This is a genomic window from Rhizobium binae, from assembly GCF_017357225.1.
GTDB lineage: Bacteria > Pseudomonadota > Alphaproteobacteria > Rhizobiales > Rhizobiaceae > Rhizobium > Rhizobium binae.
On sequence record NZ_CP071604.1, the window covers coordinates 1,183,110 to 1,203,779 of the forward strand.

Annotated in this window: 23 protein-coding genes and 2 pseudogenes; 22 read left to right on the forward strand and 3 right to left on the reverse strand. The window is 62.5% G+C overall.

Annotated features, from left to right (window positions below):
- Nucleotides 1–506: 506 nt before the first annotated feature.
- From J2J99_RS05705 to J2J99_RS05775, 15 genes are all read left to right on the forward strand, one after another.
- On the forward strand, nucleotides 507–743 hold the full coding sequence (locus J2J99_RS05705) for a spike base protein, RCAP_Rcc01079 family (RefSeq protein ID WP_064692138.1): 237 nt from the start codon (nucleotides 507–509) through the stop codon (nucleotides 741–743).
- Between the two features lie 17 nt (nucleotides 744–760).
- The gene (locus J2J99_RS05710; RefSeq protein ID WP_168294420.1) at nucleotides 761–1,231 is read left to right on the forward strand and encodes a terminase small subunit-like protein; all 471 of its coding nucleotides are present in this window, start codon (nucleotides 761–763) and stop codon (nucleotides 1,229–1,231) included.
- Complete coding sequence (locus J2J99_RS05715) at nucleotides 1,197–2,768, forward strand: terminase large subunit (RefSeq protein ID WP_168294419.1); 1,572 nt, start codon at nucleotides 1,197–1,199, stop codon at nucleotides 2,766–2,768. Before J2J99_RS05710 ends, J2J99_RS05715 begins: the two co-directional genes overlap by 35 nt.
- Nucleotides 2,768–5,035: a hypothetical protein gene (locus J2J99_RS05720; RefSeq protein ID WP_246735316.1), complete on the forward strand. Its 2,268-nt coding sequence runs from the start codon at nucleotides 2,768–2,770 to the stop codon at nucleotides 5,033–5,035. Before J2J99_RS05715 ends, J2J99_RS05720 begins: the two co-directional genes overlap by 1 nt.
- On the forward strand, nucleotides 4,953–5,198 hold the full coding sequence (locus tag J2J99_RS05725) for a hypothetical protein (protein ID WP_246735315.1): 246 nt from the start codon (nucleotides 4,953–4,955) through the stop codon (nucleotides 5,196–5,198). The genes J2J99_RS05720 and J2J99_RS05725 overlap by 83 nt, the downstream gene beginning before the upstream one ends.
- Nucleotides 5,199–5,296: 98 nt before the next feature.
- Nucleotides 5,297–6,343: a hypothetical protein gene (locus J2J99_RS05730; protein WP_168294417.1), complete on the forward strand. Its 1,047-nt coding sequence runs from the start codon at nucleotides 5,297–5,299 to the stop codon at nucleotides 6,341–6,343.
- A gap of 32 nt (nucleotides 6,344–6,375) precedes the next feature.
- Nucleotides 6,376–7,350: a phage major capsid protein gene (locus J2J99_RS05735; RefSeq protein WP_168294416.1), complete on the forward strand. Its 975-nt coding sequence runs from the start codon at nucleotides 6,376–6,378 to the stop codon at nucleotides 7,348–7,350.
- Nucleotides 7,351–7,372: 22 nt separating this feature from the next.
- Nucleotides 7,373–8,158 carry a hypothetical protein gene (locus J2J99_RS05740; protein ID WP_168294415.1) on the forward strand — a complete coding sequence of 262 codons (786 nt, stop codon included), beginning with the start codon at nucleotides 7,373–7,375 and terminating at the stop codon, nucleotides 8,156–8,158.
- Nucleotides 8,159–8,392: 234 nt separating this feature from the next.
- Nucleotides 8,393–8,953, forward strand: coding sequence for a hypothetical protein (locus J2J99_RS05745; RefSeq protein ID WP_168294414.1), 561 nt, complete (start codon nucleotides 8,393–8,395; stop codon nucleotides 8,951–8,953).
- 35 nt (nucleotides 8,954–8,988) lie between these two features.
- The gene (locus tag J2J99_RS05750; RefSeq protein ID WP_168294413.1) at nucleotides 8,989–9,693 is read left to right on the forward strand and encodes a phage adaptor protein; all 705 of its coding nucleotides are present in this window, start codon (nucleotides 8,989–8,991) and stop codon (nucleotides 9,691–9,693) included.
- On the forward strand, nucleotides 9,690–11,513 hold the full coding sequence (locus J2J99_RS05755) for a hypothetical protein (RefSeq protein ID WP_168294412.1): 1,824 nt from the start codon (nucleotides 9,690–9,692) through the stop codon (nucleotides 11,511–11,513). The genes J2J99_RS05750 and J2J99_RS05755 overlap by 4 nt, the downstream gene beginning before the upstream one ends.
- Complete coding sequence (locus J2J99_RS05760) at nucleotides 11,510–11,926, forward strand: GNAT family N-acetyltransferase (RefSeq protein WP_168294411.1); 417 nt, start codon at nucleotides 11,510–11,512, stop codon at nucleotides 11,924–11,926. Before J2J99_RS05755 ends, J2J99_RS05760 begins: the two co-directional genes overlap by 4 nt.
- Nucleotides 11,892–12,896: a tail fiber domain-containing protein gene (locus tag J2J99_RS05765; RefSeq protein ID WP_168294410.1), complete on the forward strand. Its 1,005-nt coding sequence runs from the start codon at nucleotides 11,892–11,894 to the stop codon at nucleotides 12,894–12,896. The genes J2J99_RS05760 and J2J99_RS05765 overlap by 35 nt, the downstream gene beginning before the upstream one ends.
- Complete coding sequence (locus tag J2J99_RS05770) at nucleotides 12,893–13,201, forward strand: hypothetical protein (RefSeq protein ID WP_168294409.1); 309 nt, start codon at nucleotides 12,893–12,895, stop codon at nucleotides 13,199–13,201. The genes J2J99_RS05765 and J2J99_RS05770 overlap by 4 nt, the downstream gene beginning before the upstream one ends.
- 297 nt (nucleotides 13,202–13,498) lie before the next feature.
- A complete protein-coding gene (locus tag J2J99_RS05775; protein ID WP_246735314.1) occupies nucleotides 13,499–14,029 on the forward strand; it encodes a hypothetical protein in 531 nt (176 codons plus the stop codon).
- Nucleotides 14,030–14,045: 16 nt separating this feature from the next.
- Here the strand turns inward: J2J99_RS05775 and J2J99_RS05780 are convergent, their stop codons facing one another.
- Entirely contained in the window at nucleotides 14,046–14,531 is a 486-nt protein-coding gene (locus J2J99_RS05780) for a hypothetical protein (protein ID WP_168294407.1), read from the reverse strand.
- A gap of 67 nt (nucleotides 14,532–14,598) precedes the next feature.
- On the opposite strand from J2J99_RS05780, the gene J2J99_RS05785 reads away from it, so the two are divergent.
- Both J2J99_RS05785 and J2J99_RS05790 read left to right on the forward strand, forming a co-directional pair.
- Nucleotides 14,599–15,954 carry a hypothetical protein gene (locus J2J99_RS05785; RefSeq protein ID WP_168294406.1) on the forward strand — a complete coding sequence of 452 codons (1,356 nt, stop codon included), beginning with the start codon at nucleotides 14,599–14,601 and terminating at the stop codon, nucleotides 15,952–15,954.
- Nucleotides 15,955–16,084: 130 nt separating this feature from the next.
- Entirely contained in the window at nucleotides 16,085–16,642 is a 558-nt protein-coding gene (locus J2J99_RS05790; protein ID WP_205918547.1) for an acyltransferase, read from the forward strand.
- Nucleotides 16,643–16,733: 91 nt separating this feature from the next.
- Here the strand turns inward: J2J99_RS05790 and J2J99_RS05795 are convergent, their stop codons facing one another.
- Nucleotides 16,734–17,732 (reverse strand): acyltransferase family protein, encoded by a 999-nt coding sequence (locus J2J99_RS05795; RefSeq protein ID WP_168294405.1) that lies wholly within the window; start codon nucleotides 17,730–17,732, stop codon nucleotides 16,734–16,736.
- Nucleotides 17,733–17,856: 124 nt separating this feature from the next.
- Between J2J99_RS05795 and J2J99_RS05800 the strand changes: the two genes are divergently transcribed.
- Both J2J99_RS05800 and J2J99_RS05805 read left to right on the forward strand, forming a co-directional pair.
- Nucleotides 17,857–18,111 (forward strand): DUF7940 domain-containing protein, encoded by a 255-nt coding sequence (locus J2J99_RS05800; RefSeq protein WP_168294404.1) that lies wholly within the window; start codon nucleotides 17,857–17,859, stop codon nucleotides 18,109–18,111.
- Nucleotides 18,086–18,393, forward strand: a pseudogene (locus J2J99_RS05805) (glycoside hydrolase family protein); the annotation flags it as partial. The gene J2J99_RS05800 and the pseudogene J2J99_RS05805, both read left to right, overlap by 26 nt.
- A 57-nt stretch (nucleotides 18,394–18,450) precedes the next feature.
- Here J2J99_RS05805 and J2J99_RS05810 read toward each other — a convergent pair.
- The gene (locus J2J99_RS05810; protein ID WP_168294403.1) at nucleotides 18,451–19,296 is read right to left on the reverse strand and encodes a class I SAM-dependent methyltransferase; all 846 of its coding nucleotides are present in this window, start codon (nucleotides 19,294–19,296) and stop codon (nucleotides 18,451–18,453) included.
- A gap of 342 nt (nucleotides 19,297–19,638) precedes the next feature.
- Between J2J99_RS05810 and J2J99_RS05815 the strand changes: the two are divergent.
- The 3 genes and pseudogenes from J2J99_RS05815 to J2J99_RS05825 all read left to right on the forward strand — a co-directional run bounded on the left by J2J99_RS05815 (nucleotide 19,639) and on the right by J2J99_RS05825 (nucleotide 20,669).
- Nucleotides 19,639–19,868 (forward strand): annotated as a pseudogene (locus J2J99_RS05815) (hypothetical protein).
- Nucleotides 19,843–20,307, forward strand: a complete 465-nt coding sequence (locus J2J99_RS05820) for a lysozyme (RefSeq protein WP_168294402.1) — start codon at nucleotides 19,843–19,845, stop codon at nucleotides 20,305–20,307. Before J2J99_RS05815 ends, J2J99_RS05820 begins: the two are co-directional and overlap by 26 nt.
- Nucleotides 20,307–20,669 (forward strand): hypothetical protein, encoded by a 363-nt coding sequence (locus J2J99_RS05825; protein WP_168294401.1) that lies wholly within the window; start codon nucleotides 20,307–20,309, stop codon nucleotides 20,667–20,669. Before J2J99_RS05820 ends, J2J99_RS05825 begins: the two co-directional genes overlap by 1 nt.
- The last annotated feature ends 1 nt before the right edge of the window (nucleotide 20,670 follow it).

Below are 20,670 nucleotides of genomic sequence, written 5' to 3' on the forward strand. Positions count from 1 at the left end.
GGATCCCAGGCTCAAGGCCTGGGATGACGGAGGGTGGAGGAGCGCGTTTTGCCAAATCCGGCGTCGGCGCGAGGTGGAGGAATCTGACACGAGAAGGCTCGATTTCGAACCGGCGGGAGAGGCGTAATCAGTTCTTGATCACCCCCCAGCGGATCAGTTATCACTACCGTAAATCCAAACTGCGAAATTTGAATCCGGAGCTGATGTCGGCGGTCAAGTCGGCGCGGCTCTTCGAACTTGTGCGCTGTTCGCAGCGCCTTGCGAACGAGTCAGCGTGTCAGCGCCCGCTCATTTGCCAAGGAGCCTACCCCTTGCTCCGTCATCCCAGGGCTTGACCCGAGGATCCACTTCGGCTTCCACCAGCGGCAGCGGGCATGGATCCCAGGGTCAAGCCAGGTCAAGCCCTGGGATGACGGAGGTGGGGAGCGCGCTTGGCCAAATCTAGCTAAGCAGCGCCCGACGCGGGCGCGTTGGCAGGACATCCACTCGTCACAAGGAGATTTGCTATGGATCCTTCGATTGCTCCGGCTTCGCGGGCCGCGGTGGTGACACCGAACGATACCGCCATTGTCGGCGCCCGTGCGCTTTATATCGGCACGGCCGGTGATGTGGCGATTGCGCCGCGCCGCGATGTGGATCCCGTCATCTTCAAGAGCGTGCCGGCCGGGACGATCCTTCCCGTTCATGCTGCCATCGTGGCGCTGACCGGGACCACGGCCTCCAACATTATCGCCTTGTTCTGAGCGTCAGACGCCAACCGATGGGCAGGCCGAGCAAGTTCAGCCAGGCGCTGGCGGAAAAAATCTGTGCGCGCATCGCAGACCGGGAAAGCCTGGGTTCGATCTGCCGGGATGAGGACATGCCGGCGAAATCGACGGTGCTCGCCTGGCTGGCGGATGAGGACAAGGCGGCGTTTCGGGCGCGTTATGCGCTGGCCCGCGAGATCCTCGCCGACAGCTTTGTCGACGAACTGGTCGAGATTGCCGACGACCGCTCCAATGACTGGATCGAGAAGAAGAACGCCGCCGGCGAAACCACCGGCTGGCAGGAGAACGGCGAGGCGATCAGGCGCTCGCAGCTGCGCATCGCCACCCGCCAATGGGTGGCCGAGAAGCTGAAGCCCAAGAAATACGGCGCCAAGGTCGAGCCCGAACAGGGTGTCACCGGCGAAGTCTCGCAACTGCTGGAAGATATCAATGGCAAGACGCGCGGACTTCCAAACGGCGGTTGACCGGTTCTCCGACTGGCGGTGGCGGCTGAACAATCTCTACTGGATCACCGACAAGGCCGGCAAGCGCGTCAAATTCGAAATGAATCTGATGCAGGCGACCTTCTTCGAGGAGATGCATTATCTGAACGTGCTTTTGAAGGCCCGCCAGCTGGGGCTGACCACCTTCATCCAGATCTTCATGCTCGATGCCTGCGTCTTCAACCGGGATATCAGGGCCGGCACCATCGCCCATACACTCGGCGACGTGCAGACGATCTTCCGGGACAAGATCAAATATCCCTATGACAATCTGCCCGAAGGCATCCGCAATGCCGTGCCTGTTGTCAGGACCAACCAGACCGAATTGCTGCTCGCCAACAATTCGAGCATTCGCGTCGGCACCTCGCTGCGCTCGGGTACGCTGCAGTATCTGCACATTTCGGAATACGGAAAGCTCTGCGCCAAATATCCCGACAAGGCGCGGGAGGTCCGCACCGGCGCGCTGAATACGGTGCAGGCCGGCCAGCTGGTCTTCGTCGAAAGCACGGCGGAAGGCCAGGAGGGGCATTTCTATTCGCTTTGCGAGGATGCGCAGGTCAAGCAGCGCCAGGCGGCGAAGCTGACCGAGCTCGACTTCAAGTTCCATTTCTTCCCCTGGTGGAAGGAGCCGCATTATGCGATCGCGCCCGGGGGCGTCATCATCAGCGATGCCTTCGCCAAATATTTCCGCGAGCTTGCCGAACAGGGGATCGAACTGACGGAGGGCCAGAAGGCCTGGTACGTCAAGAAGGCCGAGATCCAGCTCGGCGACATGAAGCGCGAATATCCCTCGACGCCGGCCGAGGCTTTCGAGGCGAGCGTCGAGGGCGCCTATTATGCCGATCAGATGGCGCTTGCCGATGCCGAGGAGCGCATCGGCGTCTTCCCGCATGTCGTGGGTTATCCGGTTCATACCATCTCCGACATCGGCATGGACGACGCCAACAGCGTCTGGCTGTTCCAGGTGCTGCCCGGCCGCGTCAGGATGATCGGTTATTTCGAGCATACCGGCACCGGCATGGACGGCATGCTCGACGAGCTGGAGCGGCGGGCGGGCGAACATGGCTATGTCTACGGCGTCCATAACATGCCGCACGACATCAAGGTCAGGGAATGGACGCGCGGCGGCATGACGCGCATCGAAGTGATGCTGAGAGAGGTCAAGGCCCGTGGTCTCGGCACGGTGCGCAAGGTCGAGCGCGCCTATGTCCACGACCGTATCAACGGCACCCGGCGCATCCTGGCAAAGGTCGAGTTCGACCAGGCCGGCTGTGGCGAGGGCATCAAGTGCCTGCGCAACTACCGCAAGGAATGGGACGAAGACCTCGGCGTCTTCCGCGACGTGCCACTGCACAACTGGGCTTCGCACGGCGCCGACGCTTTCGGCGGCCTGCCGATCATCTTCACTGGCCTGGCGCCCGAACCGCTGAAGCCCGAGCGTAAGCCGCTGCGGACATTCCAGACCATGACATTCAACGAATTTGCCGATTCCACTCCGAGACAGAGCGAGCGTGTTTGATGGAAGACGAGACGACGGTTTTGGAAGGCGGGCAGCACTGGGATCCGGCAAAGGTCGGCGCCCATTGGCAGCAGGAGCTCGAACGCGCCCAGCGCTATTTCAAGTCCTGGCACGACCGCTGCGTCAAGATCGAGAAGATCTATCTCGACCAGCAGGCGGACCAGACGAGCGCCGCCAAGCGCCGCTTCCCGATGCTCTGGGCCAATACCGCGGTGCTGCAGCCGGCCGTCTATGCCCGCGTGCCGCAGCCGGTCGTCGAGCGCCGCTTCAAGGATGCCGAACCCGTCGCCCGCATCGCTTCGGAAATCGTCGAACGCAATCTCGCCTATACAGGCGACGAGGCCGATCTCGATTCGATCATGCGGGCGGTGCGCGACGATTTCCTGCTCTGCGCCCGCGGCACGGTGTGGCTGCGCTACGAGGCCGATTTCGAGCCGCTGGACATGGGAATCGAACCTTCGAAGCCGCCGGCAGCTCAAGGTTCTGGCGCAGGCCTGCCCGGCGGTATCGGCGGCGAGATCGGCGCCATGGGCGGTCCTCAGCCCGAAGTGATCGCCGACGAGCGCGTCTGCATCGATTATGTCCACTGGTCGGATTTCCTGCATTCGCCGGCGCGCCGCTGGAAGGACGTCACCTGGGTGGCGCGGCGCGTGCCGATGACCGAGGCGGAGATGGAAAAACGCTTCGGCCGTGAGGCCATGACCTCGGGGCCGGCGCAGGCGGCAGCAGGCGGCAAGGGTGCCAGCCAGACCGAGCGGGCCGAAAACGAGGGCAAGACCCATGTCTGGGAAATCTGGTGCAAGAGCGAGAACTACACCGTCTGGATTGCCGAGGGTTCGTCTGTCGCATTGGAAGTGTCCGAGCCGCCGCTCGAGCTGACGCATTTCTGGCCTTGCCCGCGCCCGGCCTATGGCACGGTGTCGACCAGTTCGCTGATCCCGGTTCCCGACTACGTCTATTACCAGCAGCAATGCGACGAGATCGATCTCTTGACCAGGCGCATCAACAAGCTGACCGATCAGCTGCGGCTGAAGGTGTTCTATCCCTCCGGCGACGGCGCGATCTCGCCGGCGATCGAAAAGGCGATGCGGCCCGAGAACGACATGGTCATGGTGCCGATCCCGGAATGGGCTGCCTTCACCGACAAGGGCGGTTCGAAGGCAATCGTGACGCTGCCGATCGATGAGGTGCAGAAGGTGATCGTCGCCTGCATGGCGGCGCGCAAGCAGCTGATCGAGGATGTCTACCAGATCACCGGCATCTCCGACATCGTGCGCGGCGACACGCAGGCCTCGGAGACGGCGACGGCGCAGCGGATCAAGAGCCAGTGGGGCTCGATCCGCATCCGCGACCGCCAGGCCGAGCTTGCCCGCTTTGCCCGCGACATCATCCGCCTTGCCGGCGAAATCATCTGCGACCAGTTCCAGCCGGAAACGCTGATGCTGGTGAGCGGCATCAAGCTTCCCACCATGGCTGAGAAAGAGCAGGTGCAAATGCAGATGCAGATGGCGGCGCAGCAGGCGGCCATGCGGGCGCAGCAGATGGGCCAGCCGGCCCCGCAGCCGCCCGAACTGCCGCCGCAGCTGCAGCAGATGATGGGGCAGCCGACGATCGACGAGGTGGTGCAGCTCTTGCGCGATGACAGCATTCGCGGCTTCCGGATCGACATCGAAACGGACTCGACGATCGAGCCCGACGAGGACGCGGAAAAGCAGCGGCGCATGGAATTCGTGCAGATGGTCGGCGGCTTCATGCAGCAGGCCGGCGCCATGGCGCAGCAGAGCCCGATGCTGGTGCCGGTCATGGTCGAGACGCTGCTCTTTGCCGCCCGCGGCTTCCGCGCCGGCCGCCAGCTCGAAAGCACGCTGGAGCAGGTGGGCGCCCAGCTCTCCCAGGCGGCGAGCGCGCCGAAGCCCGACCCGCAGCCTACGCCCGGTGAGATGATCAAGCTGAAGACCGAGCAGGTGAAGGCCGGTGCCGAACAGCGGAAGGCCGAGCTTGGCGTGGCGCAAGCGGAGATCGAGCATCGCGCCATGCTGGAACAGGCGCGCGGCGAGGCGGCGGCGCAGGCGACCGACCAGATGCGCGCGAGCTATCAACAAGCCCGGGAGCAACAGCATGAGAGAACGTTATTGCCGCGTCTGCGGCGGCTGGCACGCGCTCGACGCATGGCCGCACAATTGCATGCCGGTGAAGAACCTGGCGCAGTCGGATCTGCCGGCGCCGCATTTCGTCAGCGATACGATCGACATCCAGTCGATGCATGACGGCCGGCATTACACTTCCAAAGCCAGGCTGCGCTCCGCCTACCGGGCAGCCGGCGTGGTCGAGATCGGCAATGAGAAGCCGCAGCCGATCGAAAAGCCGAAGACGGACCGGAAGGCGATCCGCAACGAATTGCGGCGGGTCTACGCCGAGCACAACGCCTGATTCATGTCGCCCGGAAGTGTGCAGCGGTTCGGGGATAACGACAGGCACGAAACAAAGACCTCAGTGGGCATCAATCCCCGACAAAGGAAATTCCTGATATGGATATGGAAGACCTGAACGAGGCCGGCAACGGCAGCGAAGAATTCGGCGCGGCCGGCGGCAATTCAATGAATGATGGGCCGGTCAGCATTCGCGACAGCCTGAAAGCGGCGATCGACACCGTCGAAGGCGGGCCGGGCGATCTGCCGGGCCAGCCGCGCGACGGCGAAAACGGCCGCTTCCCGGCCAAGGGGCAGGAGCAGGCTGGCAGGACGGCCACAGCAGGGCAGACGCCTGCGGCACAGCAGACCGGCGACACCGACAGCCGTCAACAGCCTGCCGCCACCGTCAGCCGCGTGCCGCCGGGCTGGTCGACCGAGGCCAAGGCGCAGTTTTCGAACCTGCCGAGCGAGGTGCAGGCGGCGATCGCCAAGCGCGAGCAGGAAGTCGATCGCGGCTTCCGCGTGCTGCAGGATTACAAGGGGCTGGAGGAATTCACCCCGATCGTCCGCCGGGCCGGCATGACGCATGCCGATGTCATGCGCCGGGCGATCGACTGGGAAAAGGCGCTGATCCGCGATCCCGTCAACACCGTTCTTCACGTCGCCAAGGTGGCCGGGGTCAATCTTCACGCCCTCGTCAACGGTCAGACGGGGGAGGCCCTGCAGCGCAATGCGCAGCAGGTGCAGCCACAGCCTCGATCCATCAATGTCGAGGCCACGGTCGAACATGTTTTGCGCAAGAGGGACACCGAAACTCAGGTCGATGCCTTTCTTTCCGATCCGGCCAATGCGCATGCCGAAGACGTTCTCGACGACATGGTCGCCCTCATCAATGCGGGGCGGGCATCGACACTTCAGGACGCCTACGACGCCGCATGCTGGATGCGACCGGACATTCGCCAGCAGTTGATCAGCCAGACTGCGCAGCCCGTCCGAGACCACCACGCCCAGAGGGCCGCAGCGGCAGATCAAGCCCGCCGCGCCTCGCGATCCATCTCTGGCTCTTCCGCGCCGGGCCCGACCCGCGACGCGGCAAGAGCCCAGCCAACCTCCATCCGCGACTCGCTGCGCGACGCCATGCGTTTTTCGCGCGGCCAAGTCTGATCAAAGGCCAAGTCTGATCAAAGGAATGATCGATGCCCATTTCGCCCAACCTCTCTGAAATCGTCACCACGACGCTGCGCAACCGCAGCGGCACGGTCGCCGACGACGTGACGAAGAACAACGGTCTTCTCACCCGTCTCAACAGCCGCGGCCGCAAGAAGCCGGTCTCCGGCGGCCGCACCATCGTCCAGGAACTGCAGTACCAGGAAAATTCGACCTTCAAGCGCTATTCCGGCTACGATATCCTGAACGTCCAGCCCTCCGACGTCATCACCGCCGCCGAGTACGACCTGAAGCAGGCCGCGGTCGCCGTCTCCATGTCCGGCCTCGAACAGCTGCAGAATTCCGGCGAGGATGCGATCCTCGATCTGCTCGAGCAGCGCATCGAGAACGCCGAAACGACGCTGAAGAACAACATCGCGCTCGATTGCTATTCCGACGGCACCGCCGATGGTGGGCGTCAGATCGGCGGCCTGCAGCTCTTGATCTCGACCTCGCCGACCTCGGGCACGGTCGGCGGCATCTCGCGCGCCACCTGGGGTTTCTGGCGCAACCAGAAATTCTCCGCCACGGCCGATGGCGGCGCGGCCGCCACCAATGCGAACATCCAGAGCTACATGAACCGGCTCTATATGTCCTGCGTGCGCGGCGCCGACGCGCCCGATCTCGTTGTCGCCGACAACAACTTCTTCCGCCTCTACTGGGAATCGCTGCAGGCGATCCAGCGCATCACCTCCGCCGACAAGGGCATGGCCGGCTTCCAGTCGCTGCAATATATGGGCGCCGACGTGATCTTCGACGGCGGCTTCGGCGGCGGCGCGCCTTCCAACCAGATGTTCTTCCTCAACACCAAATACCTGTTCTACCGCCCGCACCGCGACCGCGACATGGCGCCGATCGGCGACGAGCGCATGAACACCAACCAGGACGCCTTCGTGCAGCTCATGGGCTTCGCCGGCAACCTCACCATGAACAACGCCTTCCTGCAGGGCGTGCTGTTCGCCTGATCGAACGAAAGGATCAACTCCAATGACCATCGCAATTTCCCAGACCGATCGTCTTGGCGCGAACCCGTTCGTCGTCGAAGGCCCGATCGTCGCCGGATCCGGTATCCCCGGTCCGAACTTCGCCCTCGGCGCGGTAGCCGGCGGCGACCGTGAATCCGAATGGGTCTACTGCCAGCTGGTGCTCGCAGCGCAGACGACCCTGCAGCCCGGTCAATGGTTCCAGTGGACCCGGGATTATGTCGCTTCGCTGTTGACCACGGCCGCCGCCGTCGTCGGCCAGCGCTGCGGCGTCTTCTCCGGCGCCGCCCAGCCGCCGACGCTGACCGGCGGCCCGGTCGGCGCCATCACGCTTCAACCCGGCACCTATTACATCTGGCTGCAGCGCAACGGCCAGGCGCCGGCCCAGGTGGCGACCGCAACGGCGGCCCTCGTCGTCGCCGAAACCACCACCACCGCGGGCCAGGCAAGTGCGCCTGCCTCGGCGACCGTCGGCACCAAGGCGATCGCCAACGTCAACTTTGCCGCCGCCAACCAGACGTTTACCGCAACGACGGTCAACGGCTCCAACCTGCTGACGAACCTCTCCGGCCTCAATGCCGGCTCCGGCCCGTTCATCGGCGCGGCCGTCGCCGGCACCGGTATCCCAGGCGGCACGACGATTGCGGGCATCACCTACAGCCCGAATGGCGTCGCCCAGAGCATCACGCTCTCGGCCAATGCCACCGCCAACGGCACGGGCGTCACTATCACCGCGACCGGTGTTCTCGAGGCGACGCTGATGCGGCCGTTTCTGTCGAAGGTGAACTAAACCACAGCAATCAACTGACTTCTTCGTGTGCGGTGTGCCCCTCATCCGCCTGCCGGCACCTTCTCCCCGCTTGTGCGGGGCGAAGGGGATATGCGGCAACCTCTCCGTTCCCCTCGGACCTATCGTGGGGCACGTCCCCTCTCCCCGCGAGCGGGGAGAGGGCTAGGGTGGGGGGCAGCCATCCGCACGACATCGCTCATCCCACATCCCCGCCATCAACAGCGAGCAAACACCATGCCTGACAGCAACACCGGAATTTATGCCTCCTTCAGCCTCGAGCCGGTCGAACAGACCTTTCTGACCGAGAAGGAGGGCCGGCCGATCTTTGCCGACAAGGAATTCGTCCGCATCTTCATCGCCGGCGACAAGCACACCGAGGTCTATCGCGAGGTGACCGACAACGACAAACAACGTTTTGCCGATGCCTATAAGCGGTGCAAGGAGGGCGCCGCCGCCCGCGAGCAGCTGACCGGCACGCCGCTGGCGCAATGGCCCTATCTGAAGCCCAGCCAGATCAAGGAGCTGGAGGCGATCAACATCTATACGGTCGAGCAGCTCGCCGCGCTTTCCGATACGGCCAAGCAGAAGGTCGGCATGGGCGCCAACGAGCTCACCGCCGCCGCCCGCGCCTATCTCGCGAGCGCCGAGAACTCCAGTGCGGCCTCGGCCTTTGCCGCTGAAAACGAGCGGCTGAAGGGTGAGGTCAGCCGGCTGCAGGAGCAGATGAAGGAAATGGCCCTGCGCTTCGAGGCGCTCGAGAACGAAAGCCAGAAGTCCCGCGGACGCGCGGCCTGAACCAGCCCGCCAGTCACTTGAACGGAGATCCCCGCATGTCGCTCCTGACCATCATTCAGAACGTCTGCGCGGAGATCGACCTCGATCCGCCGACGGCCGTCATGTCTTCGGCGGATCCGCAGATCATGCAGCTGCGCATCCTCTCCACCCGCGCCGGCCGCGGCCTGATGCGAGCCCACGACTGGTCGGCGCTGATGGTGCGGCGGCAATTCGCAGCGACGGGTGTTGCCCCCGAGCCGGCCGAGCCGCCTTCCGACTGGGATCGCTTCGCGGCAAATGGGCGGCTCTGGAATGCCTCGCGCCTCTGGGCGCTGAACGGCCCTGTCGAGCCGCAGGCCTGGCAGCGCCATACGATCCCCAATTCCAACCCGGTGCCGCAGATCTGGCGGATGGCCGGCGGCAAGCTCGACATTTATCCGAACGTTGCCGGCGAGACGATGGAATATGCCTATATCTCCGGCTTCTGGGTGACGGTGAATGGCGGCGCCAGCAACGCCGGCAACTGGGCCAACGACACCGATACGGCCCGCTTTCCCGAAGAGCTGCTCGAACTCTCGCTGATCTGGCGCTGGAAGCGGGCCAAGGGCCTCGATTATGGCGAGGAGCTCGCCAGTTTCGAGCGATCCAAGGAAGCCGCGATCGGCGCCGATCGTGCTGCGGGCGCTGTCGACCTTTCGTTGCCGGCGAGGGGAGAGGCGCCCGAAAATTATTGGCCCGGCACGATCACGGTGGCGCCATGACCCGCAGACCTGTTCCCCCGAACGGCCGCACCCGCCGCGTTTCGCCAGGCAAAGACTGGATCGCGCCGATCGGCGGCTGGCGAACCGACGTCGAGATGGCCGATATGCCCGAAGATGCGGCCTTCCAGCTCGACAATTTCTTTCCCGAGGCAAACCGCGTGCGCGCCCGCTACGGTTTTCTCGCCTTTTCCACCGGTCTCGGCGCCGACGTGCAGACGGTCATTCCCTATTCCGGCGTTTCCAACAGGCTGTTTGCCGCCGCCGGCGACAAGATATTCGACGTCACGGTGGGCGGTGCTGCCGGCGCGCCCGTCGTCTCGGGCCTGGCGAGCGCCCACTGGTCGGTGCAGCAATATACCAACCCGGCCGGCCAGGAATTCCTGCGCCTGGTCAACGGCCTCGACACGCCGCTGATCTTTAACGGCACCTCCTGGACGAACAATTTCCTGGTCGGCACGGCAGCCCTCGCCACCCAGAATGTCGCCGTGCGCAACACGGCCTATACGCTGAGTTTCTTCGGCACCGGCTCGGTGACGCTTTCCGGCGCCTTCGCCGGCACGCTGAACGGCACCGGCGCCGGCAACCGGGTGTCGCTCACCTTTACGCCGGCGGCCGGCACGCTCACCGTCACCGTGACGGGAACGGTCAGCAATGCCCAGCTGGAAAAGGGCGTGGCCGCCACGCCCTATGTCGCCTCGACGATGATCACAGGCATATCCGACGCCTCGCTGCTTGCCGCCGTCACCGCCTATCGCTCGCGCCTGTGGTTCATCGAGAAGAATTCGACCAATGTCTGGTATCTCGCCACCGACGCCGTCAGCGGCGCCGCCACCGTTCTGCCGGTCGGCGGCAACATGAAATATGGCGGCACGCTGGTGGCGATCAATGTCTGGACGATCCCGGTTGCGGCCGGCCTGCAGCAGTGCCTGGTGCTGATCTCCTCGGAGGGCGAGGTGATCGTCTTCCAGGGATCCGACCCGTCGAGCGCTTCGAACTGGGGCCTGATCGGCACCTTCAAGCTCGGCCGGCCGCTTGGGCTCGACCGCTGTCTGCTGTCGGTCGGCGCCGATCTGGCGATCATGACGACCGACGGCATCGTGCCGATCACCAAGGCCGTGCAGCTCGATCGCGGCGCCACCAGCCTCGGGGCGATTACAGCAAGGATCGCCCCGACCTGGCGCGAGACGGTGGCGGCGGCCGGCACAAGCTCTGGGGAGTGGCAGCTTTCGAGCTTCCCGGCCAGGCAGATGGCGATCGTCAACCTGCCGTCCTCCTTCGGCCCCTATCAATATGTGATGAACACCGAAACCGGCGCCTGGTGCCGCTTCGTCGGCATGCCCGCCTCCTGCTGGGCGACTTGGCAGGACCGGCTGTTCTTTGGCGCCGCCGACGGCACGCTTTACGAAGCGGAAGTCGGGGCGAACGACAATGGCGCGGCGATCGACGCGCTGATGGTCGGCGCCTGGAGCCGCTTCGGCGACGGGCTCTCGACCAAGCTGTCGAAACTGATCGGGGTGACGGCCGAGATCGGCGTGTCGACGCTGATGTATGGCGGCATCTCGGTCGACTATCAGACGAAAGTGCCGACAGCGCTTCTGTCGTCGGTCGAGAACAATGCGGCGGCGAAATGGGGAACGGCGATCTGGGGAGTTTCGAAATTCCCCGGCATTTCGCTGGTGCGCAAATTCGCCTCCGCCGGCGGCGCCGGTTCGGCGCTTGCGCCCACCATCCGGGCGCTGATCTCGGGCTCGTCAGGCACCGTCTCGGAAGCCGCCGTTGTCGGCGGTTCGCTGCTTTACGAGAGGGGCGCGCCGATTTGATCGTCTGCGAACCCAGTGCCGAGATCGCCGCCTGGGTCGGCGCCAGGATCGGCGTCACCTTCCATCCGCCCTACACCACGCTTGCCCATGTCGATCGCGGCCGGATCATCGCCGGCTTCGTCTTCAACGTCTGGACCGGGCACGATATCGAGATCTCGCTCGCCGCCGACCGGCTGTCGCTGACGCTGATGCGGGCGGTGTTCGACTATGTCGTCAACCAGCTTGGCTGCCGCCGCGCCACCTGCCGCACCCGCGCCGACAACAGCCCCGCCCAGAGGCTGCTCGCCAGAGTGGGCGCCGAGCCGGAGGGCCGCCAGCGCGGCTATTTCGGCGATTGCGACGGCCTGCTTTACGGAATCATCAAAGAGGATTTTCCCTATGGTCTCCACGCCAAAGGCCCCGAAGGCGCCTGATCCGACCCAGACCGCAGCGGCGCAGACGGCCACCAATGTCGACACCGCCATTGCCAATGCCGGCTTGAGCCACACCAACCAGTACACGCCGGATGGTTCGTTGGAATACAAGGTCACCGGCTACCAGACGATGAAGGACCAGAACGGCAAGAGCTACCAGCTGCCGACCTATTCGGCCTATCAGAGCTATTCGCCGGAGAACCAGGCGATCTACGACCAGACGCAACAGACGCAGCTTGGCCTCGCCAGGCTCGCCAGCGATCAGACCGGCAAGATCTCCGGCATCCTCGGAACCAATATCGATCTCAGCGCCGGCAATGTCGACAAATATGTCAACGATCACTGGCGCTCCGGCTTCGACAACCAGTGGGACCGCGACCAGGCGAGCCTCGAGCAGAGCCTGGCCGACAAGGGCATCGCGATGGGCTCGGAGGCCTACGACAACGCCATGCGGGATTTTTCCACCCGCAAGCAGGCCGCATCCGACCAGTATCTCGGCGACATGTATTCGAATGCGCAAAACTCGATCCTGACCGAGCGCAACCAGCCGCTGAACGAGATTTCGGCGCTGATGTCGGGCTCGCAGGTGCATCAGCCGAACTATGTCAATACGCCGACGACTGAGCTGCCGACCGTCGACCAGGCCGGGCTGATCAACGAGAACTTCAATCAGAAGATGGGCCTCTACAACCAGCAGCTTGCCCAGTCGAACGCCGCGATGGGCGGCCTCTTCGGCCTTGGCGGAACACTGCTTGGCGGCTGGGCAAAGTCCGACCGGCGACTGAAGGAAGACATCAGCCGCGTCGGCACGCTTGATAACGGCCTGCCCATCTACGCCTTCCGGTACAAGGCGGGCGGCCCCATGCAGCTCGGCCTGATGTCCGACGATGTGCGCAAGACCCATCCGGACGCCGTGTTCGAACACGCCGACGGCTTCGACCGCGTCGACTACGAAAGGGCAGTGGCATGATCCCAACCATCTCAGGCGGCAATACCGGCAGGACACGGGGCGACATCGACGACCAGCGCAAGCGGCTGGCCTACGCCATGCTGCAGCAGGGCATGGATGCGAGCCCGGTGCAATCAACCTGGCAGGGCGCGGCGCGGCTTGCGCAGGCCTTGATGGGTGGGTTGGCGATCAGGCAGGCGGATCAGGAACAGAAGGCGGCTGCAACTCAAGCTCCCGCTGTGCCGACGGCCACGCCTTCAACTCCGCCGGCAAGGTCTTCCGGCCTCCTGCCGTCGTTCTCAGGCGGCAAGCGCACTGTTGCGTGAGAAAGCATCTTCCCTTCGCCGCCGTCTAGCGCCGCGGCACCCATCCGCGTTTAGGCATGCTCCGGTCGCTGGCTTTTCGCCGAGCGGAGAATGCCACTCCTTCAAACCAGAACCCAATGAGCGACCCGCGGGCTAGGCGCCTTCGAGGGCCGCAACCTTGTCGATCACAATCACCATCCACAGGAGGTCTTAATGTCAGATCCCAACAAAGCACCGGTTGCCCCGCCGATAAGATATGCCGAGCTTAGAGCTGACCCTTATGCGGGACAGTCAGGCGATCTTTCGCTTAACAATGTCATGCGCGCCATCAGCCGCGGCACTGTCGCCGGTCCCTATCTCGACGAAATGGACGCTGGGACAAACGCAATTCTGGCGCCCGTTTTTGACCCACTGCTGCCTGATAGATTGTTTCCGCCGCTGCCGGGCCAAACCTATGCGGAGCGGTATGATAACGCACTCGCTATTCAGCGCGGGATGGATAGAGCCTTCGACGACCAGCATCCCTATATCTCCACGACATTGCAAGGGGCCGGAGAGCTAGCCTCTGACGCTGCCTTTAAGTTGCCGTCAGGGAGGGCGGCCGACACCGCGCTGGCCGGTATCAAAGGGTTCGGATCTGGGGAAGGTGGTTTCAGCAATCGGGCCGAGCAGGCCTTCCATGACGCTCTCGAAGAGGCTGTGGAAGGCTTCGGCATGGATGCGCTGGAAAGACGCGGCATGATGCCGACGCAAGCCGGTCCCGAAGCTCATCGTAAAGCCGGCGCCAGGGCCCTGACGCGCGCGCTTCTTAGAGCTGGCAGCCGAAACGGCGGTGGTGGTGGCTGGTAGAATGAATTTGACAGGCTTAGCCGCCCTCGAAGGCGATCTGGATCGGTATGGCGACCAGCAGCAAAGTTGCGAACGTCACCATGAAACCAAGCACGCCGCCCAAGAGGCAGTTCATGACGCTGAAGATCGCTCCCTCGCCATTCGCCCGCGCCTGCTTCCATCCGCGGATTGGCAACAGAAACACCGCGAACGGCGCCCTGACAAGGATATGGGCGGCATATTTCAAAACGGCCGAAAAATCGTTTCGACTCCAGCCGATCGAAAGATCGGAAGGCCGCAAAGCGTGAAGCGCATCCCTCCGTCCGATGAAGTAACAGAGCCATCCTGCCGTCAAAACGCCGGCAAGAAGCATTGTCAACTCGATCGGAAACTGATCGATCACCCGCCGGAGGAGAGTTTTCTGGAGCGGGGCCCATGAGGCAATCGCCACGACGGCGGCGAGGATCGCGGCGATCGTGATCGCTTTGCGTGAAGGTTTGTTCGGCTGGTGATCGGTCTGCATGCCGCAACCGATACTATAGGTTTGAAGGCCTCGCAATTCGCGGGGCCTTGTCTTTTGGAGAAGGTGAATGCCCAGAAATCCATCAACCGGCATCTATTCCAAGCCCGCCGGCACGACCCCTTCCGTCGGCCAGGTCATCGACCCGGCGCCATGGAACGCGCTGACCACCGATCTCGGCAACGAAATCACCAACTCGCTGCCGCGCGACGGCTCCGCACCGATGGCCGCGCCGCTCAAGGCCGCAGGCGGCACGGTGTCGGCGCCGGGCGTCGGCTTCGCCTCGAACCCGCAGAGCGGGATCTATCTCAAGGGCGGCGGAGTGCTGGGTTTCACCCAGAACGGCGTCGACATCACCTTCGAAAAGGCCTCGGTCTATGCGGCGAAGTCAGGCGATTACGCCGCGCTTGCGTCCGACGACAACGCCGTCCACCGCTTCACCGCGGCCGCTACGCTCAGCCTGACAGCAGCGGCAACGCTCGGCGCAAACTGGCACTATTGCGTCATTGCCGATGGCGGCGACGTGACGATCGATCCGAACGGGTCGGAGACAATCGACGGCGCGGCGACACTTGTCGTCAAGGACGGCTACAGCGTCGAGATCATCTGTTCCGGCGCCGCCTTCTTCACCAACAAGCTCTTCGCCAGGATCCAGAGCAAAGCGGACAGCGCGGCTGTCGGGGATTTCGTCGTCGGGCTCGTCCTTTCCAATAACGGCGCCAACCCGACCACCCATGTCGATTTTTCCGCCGGCTCCGCCAGATCGGGGGCAAGCTTCGTTTCGAGCGCAACGCCATTGACGAAGCGCGTGACGGGAACATTCGCGGCGGGAACGGGCGCCGGCGGCCTCGATGCCGGCGCCGTCGCTGCAAATGCGACATACTTCGCCTATGCCTTGCGCAAGGACGCCGACCTGTCTTTCGACGTGGTGCTCTCGACCTCGGCAACGATCGCCGGCGTCACCACGACGCTGCTCACCGGCTATACCATCGTCAAATGCATCGGCGTGGTGCTGACGGATGCAAGTTCGTTTATCCGCCAGTTCGTCATGTATCCGCGTGACGAATACACCTTCGTTACGCCGGCCAAGGACGCGATTAGCGCCGCTATCTCTACGACCTCGGCACTCCTGCCGCTGACAGTGCCGAATGGGGTGAAGGTCAAGGCGAAGCTGCGGTTTGAACTCACATCGAGCGCGACGACCAATGCTGCACTGATTCATGATCCGGCGCAGGGTATTCTCACTGCTGGCATCTCTGGTGATGGCGGCAACTTAGGCGCCGTTCAGGTTGCAGGCAACTATGCCATAGGCAGCCAGGATGTTTGGACGAACACGAGCAAGCAAGTCAGGCAGGTCGCTGGGGCTGCCGGCAATATCTGGGTGTGGACCGATGGGTTTCATTTCCCATGCGGGAGGAACCCATAGCACCGTTTGTTTCCCGATCAAGCGATGCTGCACAGGCGCATGCTCGCAAGCTTTTGGCGCGGATATACGCGGGCGATCTCTGGCAATAGACGACGTCGTGAGTTAATGACCTTCGGACTCGGAGGAAATCATGGCAACCGATAAAGCATCGTACCGGAATCGTGGAGGAATTCTTCAGCGTCTCGTTACCGCCTACAAGCGATTTCGCTACTTCAGCCGCGCCGGCTCGAACCTGGTTGTCAAGCGGAGCGCCGAGTTTCGCATGGTGAAGCACGCAGTTCTTGAGGTCGGCAGCAATGTCACGATTCAAGACTATTCATTCTTCCAACTCACGATGCCTGAGCCGAAGGTGTTTATTGGAAACAACACTGTTATCGGGCGCCGGAACATCATTACTGCCAAGAACCGCATCTCGATTGGCAACGATGTGCTCATCGGCTCAGATGTTCAGATCATCGATCACAGCCATGGCATGAGGCGAGACGCACTGATCAGGCTTCAGAAGGCTGAAATCGGCTTTGTCGAAATTGGCGATGACGTCTGGATTGGTGCAGGTGCCAAAATATTGATGAACGTTACGGTTGGGAAGGGCGCCGTGATCGGAGCGAACTCCGTTGTCACGACCGATATTCCCGACTACGGAATCGCTGTGGGCTCGCCGGCGAAAGTTGTTAAATACCGTGCTTAATCAGCGGTGATATCTCGTGCCGTGGTGTTGGGGCCGTGCCAATTATTGGAGACTTCTCCAACGGTGAGCACCTGCGGGATCGTACCGAATGCTAGGCACGGTCGCCTATCGCGATCCGATCGCTTTCTTCTGAGACGCGTCTGGACCCTAACTGCTCCAGCTTTGCCTTAGCCCGGCGCGCGGCGGCATGGCACGGTTTCTCGATCCAACGATAGAACGGATAAACCAGCGCAAGTGAAAGGATGCAGACGACGATTGGCGGCGTTACCAACCATTCAACAGCAGTCGCCGCGATGATGTGGACGAGATAAATTGAGAAGCAGGCGGCGCCTATGACTTCGAGCGTCTTTACGGGGCCTCGGTCTGCCGCATTCCTGATCTCGGCCATGATCCAGCAGCCCGCCAGCGCGGAAAATGGCGTCATGGTCAGGTAGAAGCCAACGGGTGTGTTCATCGTTGCCCAATAAAGGACGGACGCAATCGCCGCTGTGACAGCGCGCCAGAGCCACACATTGCCGGCGAGTTTCAGGCGGTCGAAATTTTCAGCGAGATAGCAGCCGATCAGCCAAGCGGGAAGGCCGACAATCCAGTTTAGCAGCGGCCCGTACGACTGGGCATTGCCGTATCGATCCGGGCCTACGCCGATCGCGACGCCATATGAGGCGATGACCGACGCAGCGATGATCAGCGGCCAACCGATGCGTCGAGCCGCCGGCAGGAACAGCGGATAAAGGCAATAGTAGACCGTCTCGCAGACGACCGACCATAGTATGAAGCCGTCGATGGGATTGTATGCCCTGATACCCAGTGCTTGCGCCATGAGGAATGCCACCGCGGACGGTGGCACGATGCGAAGGAACCGGCCGGCGAGGAACGGGGCGGTTCGAAGCTCCTGCCGCCGGTATGGGTAATGAATGCAGAACCCTGAAATCACGAAGAAGGCGATAACGGCGGGGTGCCCCGTGAAGATGTAACGCGAAACGCCAGGCATCGACGGCCCAAGCAAATGCGCAAACACAACAGACAGAGCAGCAACCGCTCTGACGGTATCCAAGCCCGCGATTCTATTTGAATGTTGTGATGATCTCATTTCGCTAACGTAACCGTTAAGCGAAAACTTTAGCAATAGGCAACTATTAGTGTACTTTGCGGTACCAATATTAAGCGCTGGCTAGGAAGTCAGTCCACGCACTCCCCACCTCGGAGCCCACCCCATGCTCGTCCATAACTGGCGCGAGGTGCTTAAGCGCGCCTGGTCAATTCGACTGATGGCCCTCGCGCTCCTCTGCATCGTCCTCGAGCCCGTCATCAATTTCGTCGCCGGCACCTGGATACCTCGCAACGTCTACATGCAGCTCGCCATGTCGGTCATGACCGGCCTGCTCACCGCGGCGGCGATCGTCGCCCGCATCGTCTTCCAACAGCAAGTTTCAGGAGAACTGAATGGCAAACCGCCTTCAGAGGGGTAGCGCTGCGGCTGCAATGGCCGTGGCGCTCGTCGGCAGCTTCGAAGGGCTGCGGCAGCACGCCTATCCGGATCCGGCCACACAGGGGCGATTTGTTACGGCAGCACCAATGGGGTGAAGCCCGGGTATCGCAGGACGGTGGAGCAGTGCAAGGCGCTGCTGGCGTTGGAGCTTCAAGCCTATGCGCGCGGCATCGAAAGCTGTGTGCGCGTGCCCTTGCCGGATGCGCGTTTCGTGGCGCTGACCTCGTTCGCCTACAATGTCGGCGTCAGGGTGGCCTGCGGAATATACAAATCCGGTCGGTGGAAAACCGCGCGAGTATTTCGTTTTTCACCTCACAGGCTAGAACGATACGCCAATGCCAGCTCCCGGGTACCAGTGATCAAGCGGCTTTTCGGAGAAGAAGACGAACTTTCGGCCGCTCTCTCTTGAAAAACGGGAGAGGCTGTCGGTAACATGAGCATTGTCGCCCAAGATGATTGCTCCGATGGCAAGTTTTTTGGAAATCGTCTGATATTCTTGGTATTCGTACTCTCCACTATGGTCGGAATCATTGACGAACATGTCAATTGGTTCAGCGAAGGTCGTGAGCGACTGTATTGAGTCGCCATAGAGGATACGCCCCACGGTGGCGTATTCGCCCGTAAACAACGCACCCGCTTCCGGCCTGATTTCTGTTCCGTAGTAACGGCCGGGATGGCCCTCGGCGGCGTTTCGCAGCAAAGCACTCGCCAGCACACATGATCCAACCCCGTGATCGACCCCTGTTTCGATGAGAACTTTCGGCTTCTTCACGCGGGCAATGGCATACCAACCAAGGCGTCGACCATACTCGATCTCAATGTCATCGCCATAGCGGCTTTCCTTGAGGTGATTTTCAAGATGCAGGCGCAGTGAGGCATCATTCTCCAGTTCGGACATGTAGCCGTCGATCACCTCATATGCTGCACCAGTGATGGTCGAAATGAGATGGATCAGGTGATCCCGATTATCCGGAGTCAGCGCATAGTAGAAGTTGGAAACTTCCTTTTCCTTCCATGCCCAACTCCTCGCCGTCTGTACGGCTGGAAGTGTATACGACAGGGCGATAGCCTTTCGCTTTCCATGGTCTCGAATGATCCTCAGCCTCTTTTTCAATGGCTTGGGAAGAACCCGCAATACGGGCATCAGGAATGCTGGCACAGGCATTAATTTCGCTCCGGCATAAAAACTGCCCCCCGCTCCGACAGTATCAAGGCCTTCGATTCTGTTTGAACACGGAAGTGATCGTATCTCGCGAAGTAACCGAGAAGCGAAAACTTTAGCAATAGACAACCGTTGGCGTACCGATCGGTACCGATATTTTTGTAGCCGTCGACATCGAATCTCTGGAATCGCGACCTCGTCGCGGCTCCTCATAGAGTTGACGGCAACGGCGCTTAAGTCGAGCGAAGGCGGACATCGGATTGTCGAAAATGGCGATGCCGTCTGGATCGGCGCAGGTGCCAAATGAGAGGGACCGGCGCCGTGATCGGCGCAAATCCCGTCGTCATGGCCGATATTCCCGGCTATCGGATCGCGGTTGGTTCGCCAGCGCTGAAGTACGCCTGGAGCGTCCGTCTAATGGCGTTGGCGCTCATTTTCATCATCCTCGAGTCTACATCCAGCTCGCCATGTCGATCATGACCGGCCTGCTCACCGCGGCGGCGATCGTCGCCCGCCTCGTCTTTCAACAGCAAATCTCAGGAGAACTGAATGGCAAACCGCCTTCAGAAGGGTAGCGCTGCGGCTGCAATGGCCGTGGCGCTCGTCGGCAGCTTCGAGGGGTTGCGGCAGAATGCCTATCCCGATCCGGCCACCAAGGGGCCGCCCTGGACGATTTGTTACGGCAGCACCAATGGGGTGAAGCCCGGGGATCGCAGGACGGTGGAGCAGTGCAAGACGCTGCTGGCGCTGGAGCTTCAGGCCTATGCGCGCGGCATCGAAAGCTGTGTCCGCGTGCCCTTGCCGGATGCGCGTTTCGTGGCGCTGACCTCGTTTGCCTATAATGTCGGCGTCAGGGCGGCCTGCGGCTCGAGCGCGGTCAGGCTCATCAACCAGGGCAGGACGGCCGAGGGCTGCGAGGCGCTGCTCAAGTGGAACCGTGCGGCCGGCATCATCTTTCCCGGGCTGACGCGGCGCCGGCAGAAAGAGCGGCAATTCTGCCTGGAGGGCATCTGATGTTCTCCCTGCTCGACACGCTCAAGATGGGCGCCGGCATCGCCGCCGGGTTGGTGCTCTATCACCTCTATGCCGTTTCGATCGGCTATCCCTCGGCGGCCCGGCAGGCGCGCGCCGGCTATGTGATGCTGGCCGAGAAGACAGCGGCCGAGGCGCGGGCGGCCGAGATGGAGCGCCAGCGCAATGCGGCCTCGCTCGCCACCGAAGAGCACCGCAAGCGCCTTCTGGCCGCGGAGGTGGCCGAGCAGGCGGCCAGAGACACATTGGAAAACGAGATCCGATCCTATGAACTCGAGCTTTCGCGAGAGAACCGCGCTTGCGCTGTCACTGCTGCTGATCGTCAGTGGCTGCTCCGCCACTGAG